This is a genomic window from Streptomyces sp. NK15101, assembly GCF_020400725.1.
GTDB lineage: Bacteria > Actinomycetota > Actinomycetes > Streptomycetales > Streptomycetaceae > Streptomyces.
On the sequence record NZ_JAINVG010000045.1, the window covers coordinates 44,716 to 57,997 of the forward strand.

Here is a 13,282-nt window from a genome sequence, read left to right on the forward strand (position 1 = left end):
CGATTATCGAACACCCAGTGGGCGCATCGTTGAGGAAGATTGACGATTCCGTGATCCCGTGCGCCCCCCGTGCACCGCCACCGTGGGTAAGGTCACGCTTACCTGTCACACCCTCCGGGCATCCACCGTCGTAGAGTCGAACCGCGAAGCCTGGAGGGACGGTACCCGTCATGCAGCGTCCGAACGCCGCACAAATCACCTACGGTTCGGCCACCGTCGTCCTCGCGACCGTCGCCCTGCTGCTGCTCTCCGGCACGACGACGACCCTGGGCGTCGCGGTGATCTGCGCCGCCGGCCTGCTGCTCGGCGCCCTCGTGGCCGTGACGATGCCGGTGCGCGAGCGGCCCGTCAACACCCCCGCGACAGAAGGGATCCGGGTGCCGGCCGAGCGCGTGGGCGCGGGGGCCGATACCCGGATCGGTTCGTGACGCTTCGTCCGTGTCGCCGAGGGCGATTCGTCCTTTTCCGAAGACGATTCGTCCGCCTCTGAGTGCGATTCGTCCGTCTCTGAGGACACTTCGTCCGTATCACTGAGGGACGGTGACGACGACCGTCTTCGCCGCCTTGTCGTGCAGACCCTGCTTGTACGGCTTGTCGACCACGATCAGGATCAGGATCAGCAGCGGCCACAGACAGGCGCAGCAGATCAGGGCGGGCAGCCAGAGCACGACGGCGCGCAAGAGCGACTGGCTCATCGGCGGCGTCGTCCCGTCGTTGAGCATCGCGACCCGCAGCTTCATCAGCTTCTTGCCGATGGTCTGGCCGTTCCTGGCCGTCAGCACGGTGTCGTACGCGACGTACGCGACGATCGTGATGAGCTGGAAGACGAGCTGGCTGCCGCCGTTGAGGCTGTTGACCGTGTCCCCGAAGTCGCTGCCGTCCCGGGTCGCCCGCTGGTAGATGTCGAAGGGGATGCCGATGATCGCGAGCGGCACCGCGATGATCACCCAGTCGATCAGCCGGGCGAGGACGCGCCGGCCGGTGTCCGCGAGCGGCGGCATCCCGGAGAGCGGATCGTTTCCGCCGTAACCGCCTCCGTATCCACCGCCGTACGGAGGCGGGGGCATGTTGTCGTACGGCGAGCCGCCGCCGTACGGGGAGTCGTACGGGCTCCCCGGCGGCGGGCCGCCCGGCGGAGGTCCTCCGGGGGGCGGCCCCGACGGCGGCGGCCCTCCCGGCGGCGGCTCCGGAGGCCTCTTGCTGAAGGGGTCGTCCTCGGGCGGCTGGCCGGGCGGCGGCTGGTCGGTGCTCATGGGGGCAGTGCATCCCGGGCGGGGCGGCCCCGCAAGGAATCACCGCCCGTTCGGGGGACGGCGCCCGCTCAGCGCGCGACGAAGGTGCGGGCCGCCTTGTCGTGCCAGCACTGGCGCCAGGGACGGTCGAAGAGGCACCACAGGACGTTGAGGACCCCGATGACCAGGAGCCCCAGGACGCTGTAGACGAGCCAGCGGCGGAGCGCCTTCCCGAACGTCGGCGGCTCGTGCGCCTCGATGTCCCGCACCTCGATCCCGCACAGCTTCTTGCCCAGGGTGCGGCCCCACTTGGCGGTGGGCAGCGCCTCGTACAGGACGCCGAGGACGAACAGCGAGGCGAGCGCGATGCCGAACTGGACGGAGGTCGTGGAGTCGAGCAGCCAGACCTGGACGGTGGTGCCGGACTGCCTGGCCGCCTCGATCTTGCCCTCGATGTGGTCGACGGCCGCGGTCACGAAGGGCACGGAGGCCGCGCCCACCAGGGCGCCCAGGACGACGCTGTCGATCAGCCGGGCGACCAGCCGCCTGCCGAGCCCGGCGGGACGTGCGGCGGCCTGCGCCCGGGCCGCCTGCTGGAACACGTCTTCGACGGGCGGCTTCCAGGGCACGACGGGCTGCTGCTCTTGGGGCTGGACCTGGGCCTGGGGGTGGGGCTGCTGGGCCCAGGAGGGGGTGGAGGGCGTCGCCGGTGCGGGGACGGGCGTCTGGACCGGGGCGGGGGCGGGAGCCGGGGCGGGGGCGGGGGCCGACTGGGGCTGGGGAGCCGGGGCCGGGGCCGGCTGGGGGGTCGGGGAGGGCGTCGGGATCGGGGTGACCGGCATGCCTCCGAGGCGCGCCGCTCCCCCGGTCGCCCGGGGGTCCTGGGCGGGCGCCGGGGCGGCGGGGGAAGTGGGTGCCGGGGCGGCGGACGCCGGAGCGGCGGACCGCTCCTCCTCCGGCTCGCTCGCGCCCGCGACCGGCCACTCCGCCGGGGTGCGCGGGTCGGGCGTGCGGGGCGCGCCCCAGGAGACCTTCTGGTCGCGGTCGCCGCCGAAGCCGGTCTGGCGGGAGGAGTCCGCCTGCCAGGCCGACGCGGGCTCCGGCGCGAGCGGCTCCTCGTCGAGGAAGACGGGCCCGGTCTCCTCCACCGCGGGTACGGGGGCGGGCGCAGGGGCGGGCGCGGAGGCGGGGGGCTGCGCCTGGGCCGGCACGTGCGCGGGGGCCTGCACCTGCGCGGGGGCCTGCACCTGCGCGGGGGCCTGCACCCGCGTGGGAGCCGCGGCGGGCGCGGCCGACTGCGCGGGCGCCGTCGACTGGGCAGGGGTGGCGGACTGTGCGGGCGCGGCCGAGTGAGCCGCCGCGGCCGGATGGGCGGACTGTGCGGGCGCCGGCGTCACCGCCGGGGCCGGGGCCGGGCCGGAGGCCAGGATCGGACCGGCCGGGATCGCCGCGGCGGGCGGATGCGGCGGAACCTCGCCGTCCGCGGGGGCGGGCCGGCTCGTGCCGGGCACCCACGCGCCCCCGTTCCAGTACCGGATGTATCCGGGAATGGACGGGTCCGGGTAGTACCCCGCCTGCGGTACCTCTCCGCCGCCTCCAGGAGGAGTAGCCACTGCCCCGACTCCGTTCAGTCACAACGCCTTTGATCCGCACGGCCGCGCGCCGGGCGTGCCGCACCCAAGGAGGACAGTAACGAAGAACGTCCCCGAGGAAACAAAGAGCCCACGAGAAAGCCCGCCTTCGAGGGGGACGCGCACCGGAACCGATCACTCCCCGTGATGTTCGGGCCGTTGCATCCTGCCCGGAAGGCCCCCGGAAAAACTTCCCGAAAAAAACTTCCCGAAGTCGCGTAATGAACCGCAACCGCCCCGCTCTCTCCAGGTGAAGGCCCGCCCGGGGCCCGCCGACGAGAAGGAGCACGGCCATGCAGAACACCGACAACACCACCGTCGAGCGCGAGCTGGAGCTGAAGCTGGTGCTCTCCCCCGAGCGCTCCGTCCCCGTCCCCGCCCGGCTCGCCTACCGGACCGACGACCCGTACGCCGTCCACGTCACCTTCCACGTCGGCACGGACCACCCGGTCAACTGGACCTTCGCGCGCGAGCTGCTCGTCGAGGGCGTCTTCCGGGCCTGCGGCCACGGCGACGTCCGCATCTGGCCCACGAAGGTCGAGGGCCGCAGCGTCATCCTGATGGCCCTCTCCTCCCCCGACGGCGACGCCCTGCTCGAAGCCCCGTCCGCACAGGTGTCCGCGTGGCTGGAGCGGACCCTGCGCACGGTGCCGCCGGGCACCGAGTCCGAGCGGCTCGGCATCGACGACGGGCTCGCGGAGCTCCTGGCGACCACCGTGATCGCCGACGAGCTGTGGCTGCGCGACCCGTGGCCGTCGGACGAGTCCCAGGACGGCGAACTGTGACCCCGCGCGCGTACGCGTGGATCCGGTGGATTCAGAAGAGTTTTCCGGGGTTGAGCAGCCCCAGCGGGTCGAAGGCGGCCTTGATCCCGCGCTGGAGCTCCAGCCCGACCGGGCCCAGTTCCCGTGCCAGCCACTCCTTCTTGAGGACGCCCACGCCGTGCTCGCCGGTGATCGTGCCGCCGAGCGCGAGCCCCAGCGCCATGATCTCGTCGAAGGACTCCCGCGCCCGCCGCGACTCGTCCTCGTCGGTGTGGTCGAAGCAGACGACGGGATGGGTGTTGCCGTCGCCCGCGTGCGCGCAGACGCCGATGGTCAGGCGGTACTTCTCCGCGATCGCCGCCGTGCCGTCGAGCATCTCGGCGAGCCGCGTCCGCGGCACGCACACGTCGTCGATCATCGTCGCGGACTTGATCGTCTCCAGGGCGGTGAGGGAGAGCCGGCGTGCCTGGAGGAGGAGTTCGGACTCGGCGGTGTCCGCGGCCGGGACGACCTCGGTGGCGCCCGCCGCCCTGCACAGCTCCCCGACGGCGGCGAGGTCGGCGGCCGGGTCCGGGGTGTCGAAGGCGCAGAGGAGCAGCGCCTCGGTGGTGTTCGGCAGACCCATGCGCGCCAGCCTGTTGACCGCCTGGACGGTGGTGCGGTCCATGAGTTCGAGCAGTGAAGGGGTGTGGCCGCGCTCCATGATCGCGCAGACGGCCTCGCAGGCGGCGGCCGCGGAGGGGAACTCGGCGGCGAGCGCGAGCTGCGCCGGCGGCCGCGGCTTGAGCGCGAGCACGGCCCCGACGACGATGCCGAGACTGCCCTCCGAGCCGACGAAGAGCCGGGTCAGGTCGTATCCGGCGACGCCCTTCGCGGTGCGCCGACCGGTGCGCAGGAGCCGCCCGTCGGCGAGGACGACGTCCAGGCCGAGGACGTACTCGGCGGTGACCCCGTACTTGACGCAGCACAGACCACCGGAGGCGGTGCCGATGTTCCCGCCGATGGTGCAGGTCTCCCAGCTGGAGGGATCCGGCGGGTAGTACAGGCCGTGTTCGGCGACGGCACGGGACAGCACGGCGTTGACGACGCCCGGTTCGACGACGGCGATCCGGTCGACCGGGTTGATCTCCAGGATGCGGTCCATCTTGACCAGGGAGAGCACGATGCAGCCGTCGGAGGCGTTGGCGCCCCCCGACAGGCCCGTGCGGGCGCCCTGCGGGACGACGGGGACGCGGAGTTCGGTCGCGGTGCGCATGACGTGCCGGACCTGTTCGACCGTGCGCGGAAGCACGACGGCCGCGGGGGCGCCGGCCGCGCAGAAACTCGCCATGTCGCGCGCGTAGGAGGCCGTCACGTCCGGATCGGTGAGCAGCGCCTCGGCCGGGAGCCCGGCCCCGAGGGCCTCGTGGAGCACCTGAAGATCGTCCCTCTGAAGATCGTCCATGCGTCCAGCGTGGCACCCGGGGCCATCGGTGTGAACCCGCCGGAGCGAGCGCTTCGTGTGCTCTTCGTACGGGCGGAGGCGGGCGCACAGTGAGCGCCATGAAGACCCAGAACGTGTCGAGGACGGTCCTGGCGGGCGGGGTGGGCGCGGTGCTCGCGGCGACGGCCCTGTTGTACGTCCCGGAGTTCGCCGGCCAGGGCGCGCCGCCCCCGCCCGGGCCGGCGGAGCGGGCGGCGAGCGCGGCCCACGCGGGCGCGCAGGCCGCGCTGCCGGACCTGGCCGCGCTGATCACCGACCGGGAGAAGTGGCTGCGGGACCATCCGGACGACGAGGCGTCCTGGGCCGAGCTGGGCGCGGCGTACACGGAGCGGGGCAGCCGGCTCGGTGACGTGCGGGACTATCCGCGGGCCGAGCGGGCCCTGCGCCGCTCGCTCGCCGAACGGCCCGCCGCCCGCGGCAACCTGGACGCGCAGCTGGGGCTCGGAGCGCTCGCCGGGGCGCGGGGCGACTGGAAGACGGCCAGGGAGTGGGGCGAGCGGGTGCGGAAGGCCGATCCGCGCCGGTGGCCCGTGTACCCGGTCCTGATGGACGCGTACAACGGCCTCGGGGAGTACAAGGCGGCCCAGGAGGCCATGGAGAGCCTGGAGGAGCTCCACACGGGCGCGGTGGTGCGGGCCAGGGCCGCGCAGACCTACCGCGACCGGGGCTGGCGCGAGGACGCCGACGCGGCGGCCCTGGACGCGGCGGCGCTCGCGGAGACGGACGCCGAGAAGGCGGCGGCCCTCGCGCGGCTCGGGGACCTGGCGTGGGAGCGGGGCGAACCGGAGGAGGCCCTGGGGCGGTTCGGGGCGGCGCTGCGGCTCGTACGGGACCACGGGCCGTCCCTCGCCGGCCGGGCACGCGCGCTCACGGCCCTCGGCCGCACGGACGAGGCGGTGCGCGACTGGCGGGCGGCCCTGGCCGGGCCGCAGCTGCCGGAGTACCTCCTGGAGGCGGGCGAACTGTACGAGTCGCTGGGCCTCGACGGGGACGCGCGGGCCCTGTACGAGCGGCTGCGGACGGGCACGTGGACGGACGCGGAGGTGGCTCTCGGGCTGCTCGACGCGGACCACGGCGACCCGGCGGCGGCCGTCGTCCGGATGCGGGCGGAGTGGGCGCGGGGCCACCGCTCGGTGCGGGTGGCGGACGCGTTGGGGTGGGCCCTGCACCGCTCGGGGGCGTCGAAGGAGGCGCTGGGGTACGCGAGGACCGCCACGGAGGAGGGGCTGCGGAGCGCGCTCTTCACGTACCACCGGGGCGAGATCGAGCGGGCGCTCCAACAGACCGGTCCGGCCCGGCGTCACCTGGCGGAGGCCCTGCGGATCAACCCGGAGTTCTCCCCCTTGCACGCCCGGCGGGCGGAGGGGGCCCTGACGGCGCTGGGAGAACTCCCGGACGGGCTCCCGGCGGAGCTCCTCTCGAAGCCGACGCCACCACGCCGCAGCTGAACGCGCGAGCCCCGGCCCATCCCCCGTATGGGCCGGGGCCCGCGCGCCCGGCTGGGCGGTGCCCCGCCCGTGTGGGCAATCGTCCCGCTGGGGCGGGACGGGTGGGCACACGGGGACGGCGCCCTTCAGCGGGGCCCCCGCGTTCCGCGCCTGGACCCGCACCACAAGGGGCGGCGCACGTCCGGTGCGGGTTCGGGCGCGGGAGCCTGGGCCCGGCAAGGGGCGCCGTTCCGTTGCGCCCACCCTCCCCCGAGCTCTCGGCTCCGCTCGAGCAGGGGGACCCCCTTGCCCCAGCGGAACGACCGCCCACAACGGGGCGCGAGGGGCGCATGTGTGAGGGGCTCCGGGAGTCGCCCCGGAGCCCCTCACCGGCCGTGGCTAGAGGTTGCCGCGCTTCTCCTGCTCGCGCTCGATCGCCTCGAACAGCGCCTTGAAGTTGCCCTTGCCGAAGCCCATCGACCCGTGGCGCTCGATCATCTCGAAGAAGACGGTCGGGCGGTCCTGGACCGGCTTGGTGAAGATCTGCAGCAGGTAGCCGTCCTCGTCGCGGTCGACGAGGATCTTCAGCTCGCGCAGGATCTCGATGGGCACGCGCGTCTCGCCCGCCCACTCGCCGAGCGTGTCGTAGTACGAGTCGGGGGTGTCGAGGAACTGCACGCCCGCGGCCCGCATCGCCCGCACGGAGGCCACGATGTCGTTGGTGGCGAGGGCGATGTGCTGCACGCCGGCGCCGCCGTAGAACTCGAGGTACTCGTCGATCTGCGACTTCTTCTTCGCGATCGCCGGCTCGTTGATCGGGAACTTCACCTTGAGGGTGCCGTCCGCGACGACCTTCGACATCAGCGCCGAGTACTCGGTCGCGATGTCGTCGCCCACGAACTCCTTCATGTTCGTGAAGCCCATGACCTTGTTGTAGAAGCCGACCCACTCGTTCATCTTGCCGAGCTCGACGTTGCCGACGCAGTGGTCGATGGCCTGGAAGGTCCGCTTGGCCGGGGGCTCGACGATCGGGTTGGCGGGGACGAAGCCCGGCAGGTACGGGCCGTCGTAGCCGGAGCGCTCGACGAGGGTGTGGCGGGTCTTGCCGTACGTGGCGATGGCGGCGAGGACGACGGTGCCGTTCTCGTCCTTCAGCTCGTAGGGCTCGGTGATGCCGGTGGCGCCGTGCTCGACGGCGTAGGCGTACGCGGCGCGCGCGTCCGGCACCTCGATCGCCAGGTCGACGACGCCGTCGCCGTGCTCGGCGACGTGCTCGGCGAGGAAGCGGCCCCAGTCGGTCGCGACCTTGATGACGGAGGTGAACACGAAACGGGCGGAGCCGTTGGTGAGGACGTAACTGGCGGTCTCGCGGCTGCCGTTCTCCGGTCCGGAGTAGGCGACCAGCTTCATGCCGAAGGCCGTGGAGTAGTAGTGCGCGGCCTGCTTGGCGTTGCCGACGGCGAAGACGACCGCGTCCATTCCCTTGACCGGGAAGGGATCGGCCTCACGCGCGGTGGAAGGGGTGTGATCGATGGTCTCAGTCATGGCAGCAATGTCCCGCCGTTCGGCAAGGTGCGCAAGAGTTCGCTTATCCGCTGGTCAGGTTGTACAGCGACCGGCGAGTATGGTCGTGCGACTTGTACATCCTGACCATGGGGAGGCCGCTGTGGCGATCGATCATTTGGACGGCCGGCTGATCGCGCTGCTCGCGCGCGAGCCGCGCATCGGGGTCCTGGAGGCCTCCCGGCGTCTGGGGGTGGCGCGCGGCACGGTGCAGGCGCGCCTCGACCGGCTGCAGGCGAACGGGGTGATCCGCGGCTTCGGACCGCAGGTGGACCCGGCGGCGCTCGGTTATCCGGTGACGGCCTTCGCGACCCTGGAGATCAAGCAGGGCCAGGGTGCCGACGTGCGGGGCCATCTGGCGACGGTGCCGGAGGTCCTGGAGCTGCACACGACGACGGGCCACGGCGACATGCTCTGCCGGCTCGTCGCCCGCTCGAACGCGGACCTGCAGCGGGTGATCGACAAGGTGGTGGCGTTCGAGGGGATCGTGCGGGCGTCGACGGCGATCGTGATGGAGAACCCGGTGCCGCTGCGGATCATCCCGCTGGTGGAGCAGGCGGCGGGCGAGTAGGCGCAAAGAATCCGACGCAAAAAGGTCTCTGCAAAGAAGAAGCTGCAAAGAACCCCTTGCAACCTCTTCTTTGCAACTCTACGATTCAGGCATGTCCGAGCCCGAGGAACACCTGAGCCGCACCCTGGACCCGCGCACCCTGCGCGGCCTCGCCCACCCGCTGCGCATCCAGCTGCTGCGCGTCCTGCGCCGGAGCGGTCCCGCCACCGCCTCCCAACTGGCCGAGCGGCTCGGCGAGTCCAGCGGTGCGACCAGTTACCACCTGCGCCAGCTCGCGGCCCACGGCTTCGTCGAGGACGACCCGACGCGCGGCAAGGGCCGGGAGCGGTGGTGGAAGGCGACCCTGCAGAGCACGACCTTCGACGAGTCGCTCTACAAGAACCCGGACCCGGAGATCCGGGGCGCCATCGCGGTCTACACCCACGAGATCGCGAACATCCACACCCAGGAGCTGAACACCTACCTCGGCACCCGGCACGACTGGCACGAGAGCTGGCTCGGCGCCTCCGACATGAGCGACTTCACGCTGCGCCTTCCGGCCGAGAAGCTGCGCGAGCTCGACGAGCGGATACACGCGCTCATCGAGTCGTACCGGGACGTCGCCGAGAAGGACGCGCCGGACGCGGAGCGCGTACGGATCCACTTCCACGCGTTCCCGCAGCGCGAGGACTGATCCGGGCCCACCGCACCGCCCGCACCGCCCCGCACCGTCATCGCCCGCACCACGGAAGGACCCGCATCATGCATGCCGACATCCACCTCCAGCTGCACGCGCTGACCGCCGAGGAGCTGCGGAACGAGGCCGCCGCCGTCCGGCCGGACGCCCCCGCCCGCGTCCCCGCCCTCCGCGCCCGACTGGGCTGGAAGCTCGTCGAGCTGGGCCTGCGACTGGTCACGCCCGCCCGTCACCCGGCCGCCCTGGCCGCGTGACCGGACCGGGGGGCCGGGGGGGACACCACGTGACGACGCAACAGAACGACCGCACTCCGCTGGCCGGCGTCCTGGCCGCCAACGCCGTGTCGGTCACCGGCAATTCACTCACGCTCATCGGCGTCCCTTGGTTCGCGCTCGAGACCACGGGAAGCCCCGGCAAGGCCGGACTGGTCGCCTTCTTCGCGGCCGCCCCCGTCGTGCTCGCCGCCGTCGCCGGCGGCCCGGTCATCGACCGCATCGGGCGCCGCCGGGTCAGCATCACGTCCGACCTGGTCTGCGGCCTCGCGCTCACCGCGATCCCGCTCCTGCACCAGACCGGCCTCCTCCGGTTCTGGATGCTCTGCGCCCTGATGGCGGTCACGGGACTCTTCCACGCGCCCGGCGAGATGGCCCGGCACGTGCTCGTCCCCGACCTGGCGGGGCGCGCCGGGACCTCGCTCACCCGGGCCGCCAGCCTGTACGACGCGGTGGCGCGCGGGGCCCGGATGACGGGCGCCGCGATCGCCGGACTGCTCGTCGCCTTCATGGGCCCCGGCACCGTGCTGTACGTCGACGCGGCCACCTTCGCCGTCTCCGCGCTGCTCGTCACGGCGACCCTGCGCGGGGTGCCGTCGGCGGAGCCGCTGCGCGACGGCCCCCGCCTCTCCGCCGCCGGCTACCGCGCCGATCTGCGCGAGGGGTACTCCTTCCTGTTCCGCGCCCGGCTGATGCTCGGGATCACGGTCATGGTGATGGTGACCAACGGCCTCAGCCAGAGCTGGAGTTCGGTGCTGCTGCCGGTCCACTCCCGGGAGGAGCTCGGCGGGCCCGCCGCGCAGGGCCTGCTCGTCTCGGCCTTCGCCGGCTGCGCCCTCGCGGGCGCCCTGCTCTACGGGGCGGTCGGGGAGCGCTTCCCGCGCCGGGCCGTGTTCACGGCGGGCTTCCTGATAGGCGGCGCCCCGCCGTACGTGGTGGCCGCCCTCACCGACACCACCGCGCCGCTCCTGGTGACGCTCGCGGCGTCGGGGCTCGGAGTCGGGGTCCTCAATCCGGTCCTGACCACGGTCGCCTACGAGCAGGTGCCCGACGAGCTGCGCAGCCGGGTCATGGGCGCGAGTACGGCGGGAGTGCTGCTCACGAATCCGCTGGGCGGTCTCGCGGCGGGTCTCCTGGTCGAGCGGGCCGGGCTGACGGCGACGCTGCTCGGGATCGGGACGCTCTACTTCCTCGTGACGCTCTCGCCGATGCTCTTCCCGGCCTGGCGCGGCATGGACGCCCCGCCGAAGGCCGGCCCAGCCGAGGGCCCCGTCGACGGCGCCGCCGAGGACGTCAGCAGGACGGAACCTTCGACTCCTGCCCCTGTTCCAGGGCCCTCAGGGACGCCACCGCGTCGCTGAGCTCGGTGACGGGCACCAGCCGCAGGCCCTTCGGCCGCTCGGCCAGGGCGTCCGAGCACTCGTCCTTCGGGACGAGGAAGACGGTGGCCCCGTCCCGGGCGGCGGCCTGCGTCTTCAGGGAGACCCCGCCGACCGCGCCGACCGTGCCGTCCGGTTCGATCGTCCCCGTACCGGCGACGATCCGCCCGCCGGTGAGGTCGCCGCCGCCCCCGTCGCCGTCGAGCTTGTCGACGATGCCGAGGGAGAAGAGCAGCCCGGCGCTGGGGCCGCCGACATCCGCGAGGTGCAGGGTCACCTTCACCTTCTCGGGATCCTTCTTCAGGTACCCGAGCGCGGCGAGGGTGGCGGCGTCCTGCGACTCCTTCATCTGCCCGAGGTTGTGCTTCTCGATCTCGGCGTCGGACTTCCCCGGGGGGTAGACGGAGTCGTGCGGCAGGACGGCCCGGTCGGTACGGAACCAGGCGTCGACCACGTCGCCGAGGTCCACGTCGGTGGACGGCCCGGTCGCGAGGATCGTCGTCATCCGCAGCTGCCCCTTGACGGGCCGGACGGGGGCGCCGGTGATGGTGATGACCTCCTGGCCCTTGTCCTCGCCGAGCACGTCGGCGGTCGTGCCGGGCTGCGCGATCGCGTACGGCAGCGGCGCGAGCCCGACCACGGCGAAGAGGGCGGCGACGGGCAGGGCGCAGAGCGCGAGGGCACGGGGACGGGAGAGGCTGGAGAGCACGCCCCCAATCTACTGGGGCGCTCGCCGGGACCGGGCCGGGGGCGCGGGCACCCGGAGCCGGCGGTCGAAGAAGGCCCGCACCCCGCGCCGTACGAGGGCCGTCGTCGCCGCCGTGTCCCCAGGCCCGACGAGCGCGGTCCTGGCCCCGGCGGTGACCAGTCCGGCGGCCTGGAGCTGCGGGACGAGGTGCGCGTAGTCGCTGAAGACCCAGTGGCCCGCGTCGTTCAGCAGGACGCGCCGGGCCGGCAGTCCGGCCCAGGAGCGTTCCAGGCGGGCGGCGAACTCGAAGCCGTCCGTACGGAACATGAGCAGCGGCCGGTCGAGGCCGGCCACGAGGTCCGGGTCCAGGTCCAGGTGGCCCTCCAGGTTGACGCCGGCGGTGATCCGGTCGTCGCCGGCCAGGGCGTGGACGGCGGCGGTGCCGCCCGCCGAATGCCCGTGCACGCCGATCCGGCCCAGGTCCATGACGGGGGCGAGGGGCAGGTCCCCGAGCCGGCCGAGGACGAAGCGGAGGTCCGCGACCCGGGTGTCGATCATGGTGCGGAAGGTCTCCGGGTCCGGATCCCCCCGGAGGACGGTCACCCGCATCCCGCTCGGCAGCTCCACCTGACTGGCGTCGCCCGGGTGGTCGACGAGGACCACGACGTGGCCGTGGCTCGCGAGGTCCTCGGCGAGGGTCGTCCCGAGGGTCCGGGAGTCGCCGCCGCCCGGGGAGTACAGCAGCACCGGGCGGCGCCCGGGAAGCGGGGGCGCGTCGACGTGCCCGTGGGTGAGGACCGCGCCCCAGTCGACACCCGCCTTGGGAAGCCCGGGGTGCACGCTGGGGGCGAGGAGGGCGAACAGCTGGGCCTCGTCGGGGGTGAGCTGCGGGGCGCGGGGGAAGCCGCGGACGGCACGGGCCGAGCGGGCCGGGTACAGGACGCCGAGCTTCACCTCCCGTACCCCGGCGGCGGGCTCCCAGGGGTCGTCGCGTGAGGTGTCCGCCAGGACGAAGGTGCGCAGGCCCACGGGGTGGGGGCCGGTCGGGGCGGGCAGCCGGAGGACGGCCGGCCCGTCCGCCGCGGCGGAGGCGGAGGCCGCAGCGGGGCCGAGGAGGGCGGCGGCACCGAGGAGGGCGCCCTTGGCGACGGTGCGGCGGCTGGGTGCGGAGTGCTGGGTCATGGACGGCATCCTTGGGCGGGACGGGACCGTGCGCGAAGGTTCAGGCCCTGACCGAAAGGCTTGCGGAAGGGCGGAGGGACAGGACGGGGAAAGGACGGGGATGCTCCACATCCACTTCACGGCGGAGGACTTCGCCCGGGTACGGTTCGCCCCCCGGCCCTCCCCCGTGCCGGAACTCCACGCCGCCCTGGCGATGCTGGGCGCCCCGCACGAGGAGCTGCTCTTCGGCCGCTGGCGGGGCAGGCTCCTGCGCGCCCTGCCGGGCGCGGCCGAACCGCTCGCGGACCTGGTGCCGGGCGGGGCGGCGCCGTACTTCCTCGACGTCCTCGGCGGGACGCGGGAGGAGGGCCTCGCGCTGATCCGGGCGGCCCGGCCGGAGTTCGTACGGTCCGAGCTGGAGCGGGTGTACGCGGG

At 73.5% G+C, this 13,282-nt stretch carries 13 protein-coding genes and 1 pseudogene; 8 read left to right on the forward strand and 6 right to left on the reverse strand.

Annotated features, from left to right (window positions below):
- Positions 1–170 precede the first annotated feature (170 nt).
- Positions 171–428, forward strand: coding sequence for a hypothetical protein (locus K7G60_RS23400; RefSeq protein WP_225802890.1), 258 nt, complete (start codon positions 171–173; stop codon positions 426–428).
- Positions 429–527: 99 nt separating this feature from the next.
- Here K7G60_RS23400 and K7G60_RS23405 read toward each other — a convergent pair whose 3' ends face one another.
- Both K7G60_RS23405 and K7G60_RS23410 read right to left on the reverse strand, forming a co-directional pair.
- Positions 528–1,253 (reverse strand): RDD family protein, encoded by a 726-nt coding sequence (locus tag K7G60_RS23405; protein ID WP_225802891.1) that lies wholly within the window; start codon positions 1,251–1,253, stop codon positions 528–530.
- 68 nt (positions 1,254–1,321) lie between these two features.
- Entirely contained in the window at positions 1,322–2,845 is a 1,524-nt protein-coding gene (locus K7G60_RS23410) for an RDD family protein (RefSeq protein WP_225802892.1), read from the reverse strand.
- Positions 2,846–3,156: 311 nt separating this feature from the next.
- On the opposite strand from K7G60_RS23410, the gene K7G60_RS23415 reads away from it, so the two are divergent.
- On the forward strand, positions 3,157–3,648 hold the full coding sequence (locus K7G60_RS23415; protein ID WP_225802893.1) for an SsgA family sporulation/cell division regulator: 492 nt from the start codon (positions 3,157–3,159) through the stop codon (positions 3,646–3,648).
- Between the two features lie 31 nt (positions 3,649–3,679).
- Here K7G60_RS23415 and K7G60_RS23420 read toward each other — a convergent pair whose 3' ends face one another.
- The gene (locus K7G60_RS23420; RefSeq protein WP_225802894.1) at positions 3,680–5,071 is read right to left on the reverse strand and encodes an FAD-binding oxidoreductase; all 1,392 of its coding nucleotides are present in this window, start codon (positions 5,069–5,071) and stop codon (positions 3,680–3,682) included.
- A 98-nt stretch (positions 5,072–5,169) separates the two neighbouring features.
- Here K7G60_RS23420 and K7G60_RS23425 point away from each other — a divergent pair, with 98 nt between their 5' ends.
- Entirely contained in the window at positions 5,170–6,558 is a 1,389-nt protein-coding gene (locus tag K7G60_RS23425) for a lipopolysaccharide assembly protein LapB (RefSeq protein WP_225802895.1), read from the forward strand.
- A 378-nt stretch (positions 6,559–6,936) separates the two neighbouring features.
- On the opposite strand, the gene hppD is transcribed toward K7G60_RS23425, so the two are convergent.
- Positions 6,937–8,082: a 4-hydroxyphenylpyruvate dioxygenase gene (gene hppD / locus K7G60_RS23430; protein ID WP_225802896.1), complete on the reverse strand. Its 1,146-nt coding sequence runs from the start codon at positions 8,080–8,082 to the stop codon at positions 6,937–6,939.
- 121 nt (positions 8,083–8,203) lie between these two features.
- On the opposite strand from hppD, the gene K7G60_RS23435 reads away from it, so the two are divergent.
- From K7G60_RS23435 to K7G60_RS23450, 4 genes are all read left to right on the forward strand, one after another.
- Positions 8,204–8,671, forward strand: a complete 468-nt coding sequence (locus K7G60_RS23435; RefSeq protein WP_225802897.1) for an Lrp/AsnC family transcriptional regulator — start codon at positions 8,204–8,206, stop codon at positions 8,669–8,671.
- Positions 8,672–8,762: 91 nt separating this feature from the next.
- Entirely contained in the window at positions 8,763–9,344 is a 582-nt protein-coding gene (locus K7G60_RS23440) for a transcriptional regulator (protein ID WP_225802898.1), read from the forward strand.
- A 68-nt stretch (positions 9,345–9,412) separates the two neighbouring features.
- Positions 9,413–9,601, forward strand: coding sequence for a hypothetical protein (locus K7G60_RS23445; protein ID WP_225802899.1), 189 nt, complete (start codon positions 9,413–9,415; stop codon positions 9,599–9,601).
- 29 nt (positions 9,602–9,630) lie between these two features.
- Positions 9,631–10,980, forward strand: coding sequence for an MFS transporter (locus K7G60_RS23450; RefSeq protein WP_225802900.1), 1,350 nt, complete (start codon positions 9,631–9,633; stop codon positions 10,978–10,980).
- Here K7G60_RS23450 and K7G60_RS23455 read toward each other — a convergent pair.
- Together K7G60_RS23455 and K7G60_RS23460 are read right to left on the reverse strand one after the other, a co-directional pair.
- Positions 10,913–11,707 carry a S16 family serine protease gene (locus K7G60_RS23455; RefSeq protein ID WP_225802901.1) on the reverse strand — a complete coding sequence of 265 codons (795 nt, stop codon included), beginning with the start codon at positions 11,705–11,707 and terminating at the stop codon, positions 10,913–10,915. The genes K7G60_RS23450 and K7G60_RS23455 overlap by 68 nt on opposite strands.
- A gap of 9 nt (positions 11,708–11,716) precedes the next feature.
- Positions 11,717–12,868 carry an acetylhydrolase gene (locus K7G60_RS23460; protein WP_225802902.1) on the reverse strand — a complete coding sequence of 384 codons (1,152 nt, stop codon included), beginning with the start codon at positions 12,866–12,868 and terminating at the stop codon, positions 11,717–11,719.
- 100 nt (positions 12,869–12,968) lie between these two features.
- Here K7G60_RS23460 and K7G60_RS23465 point away from each other — a divergent pair.
- A pseudogene (locus K7G60_RS23465) lies at positions 12,969–13,282 on the forward strand (ArsR family transcriptional regulator); the annotation flags it as partial.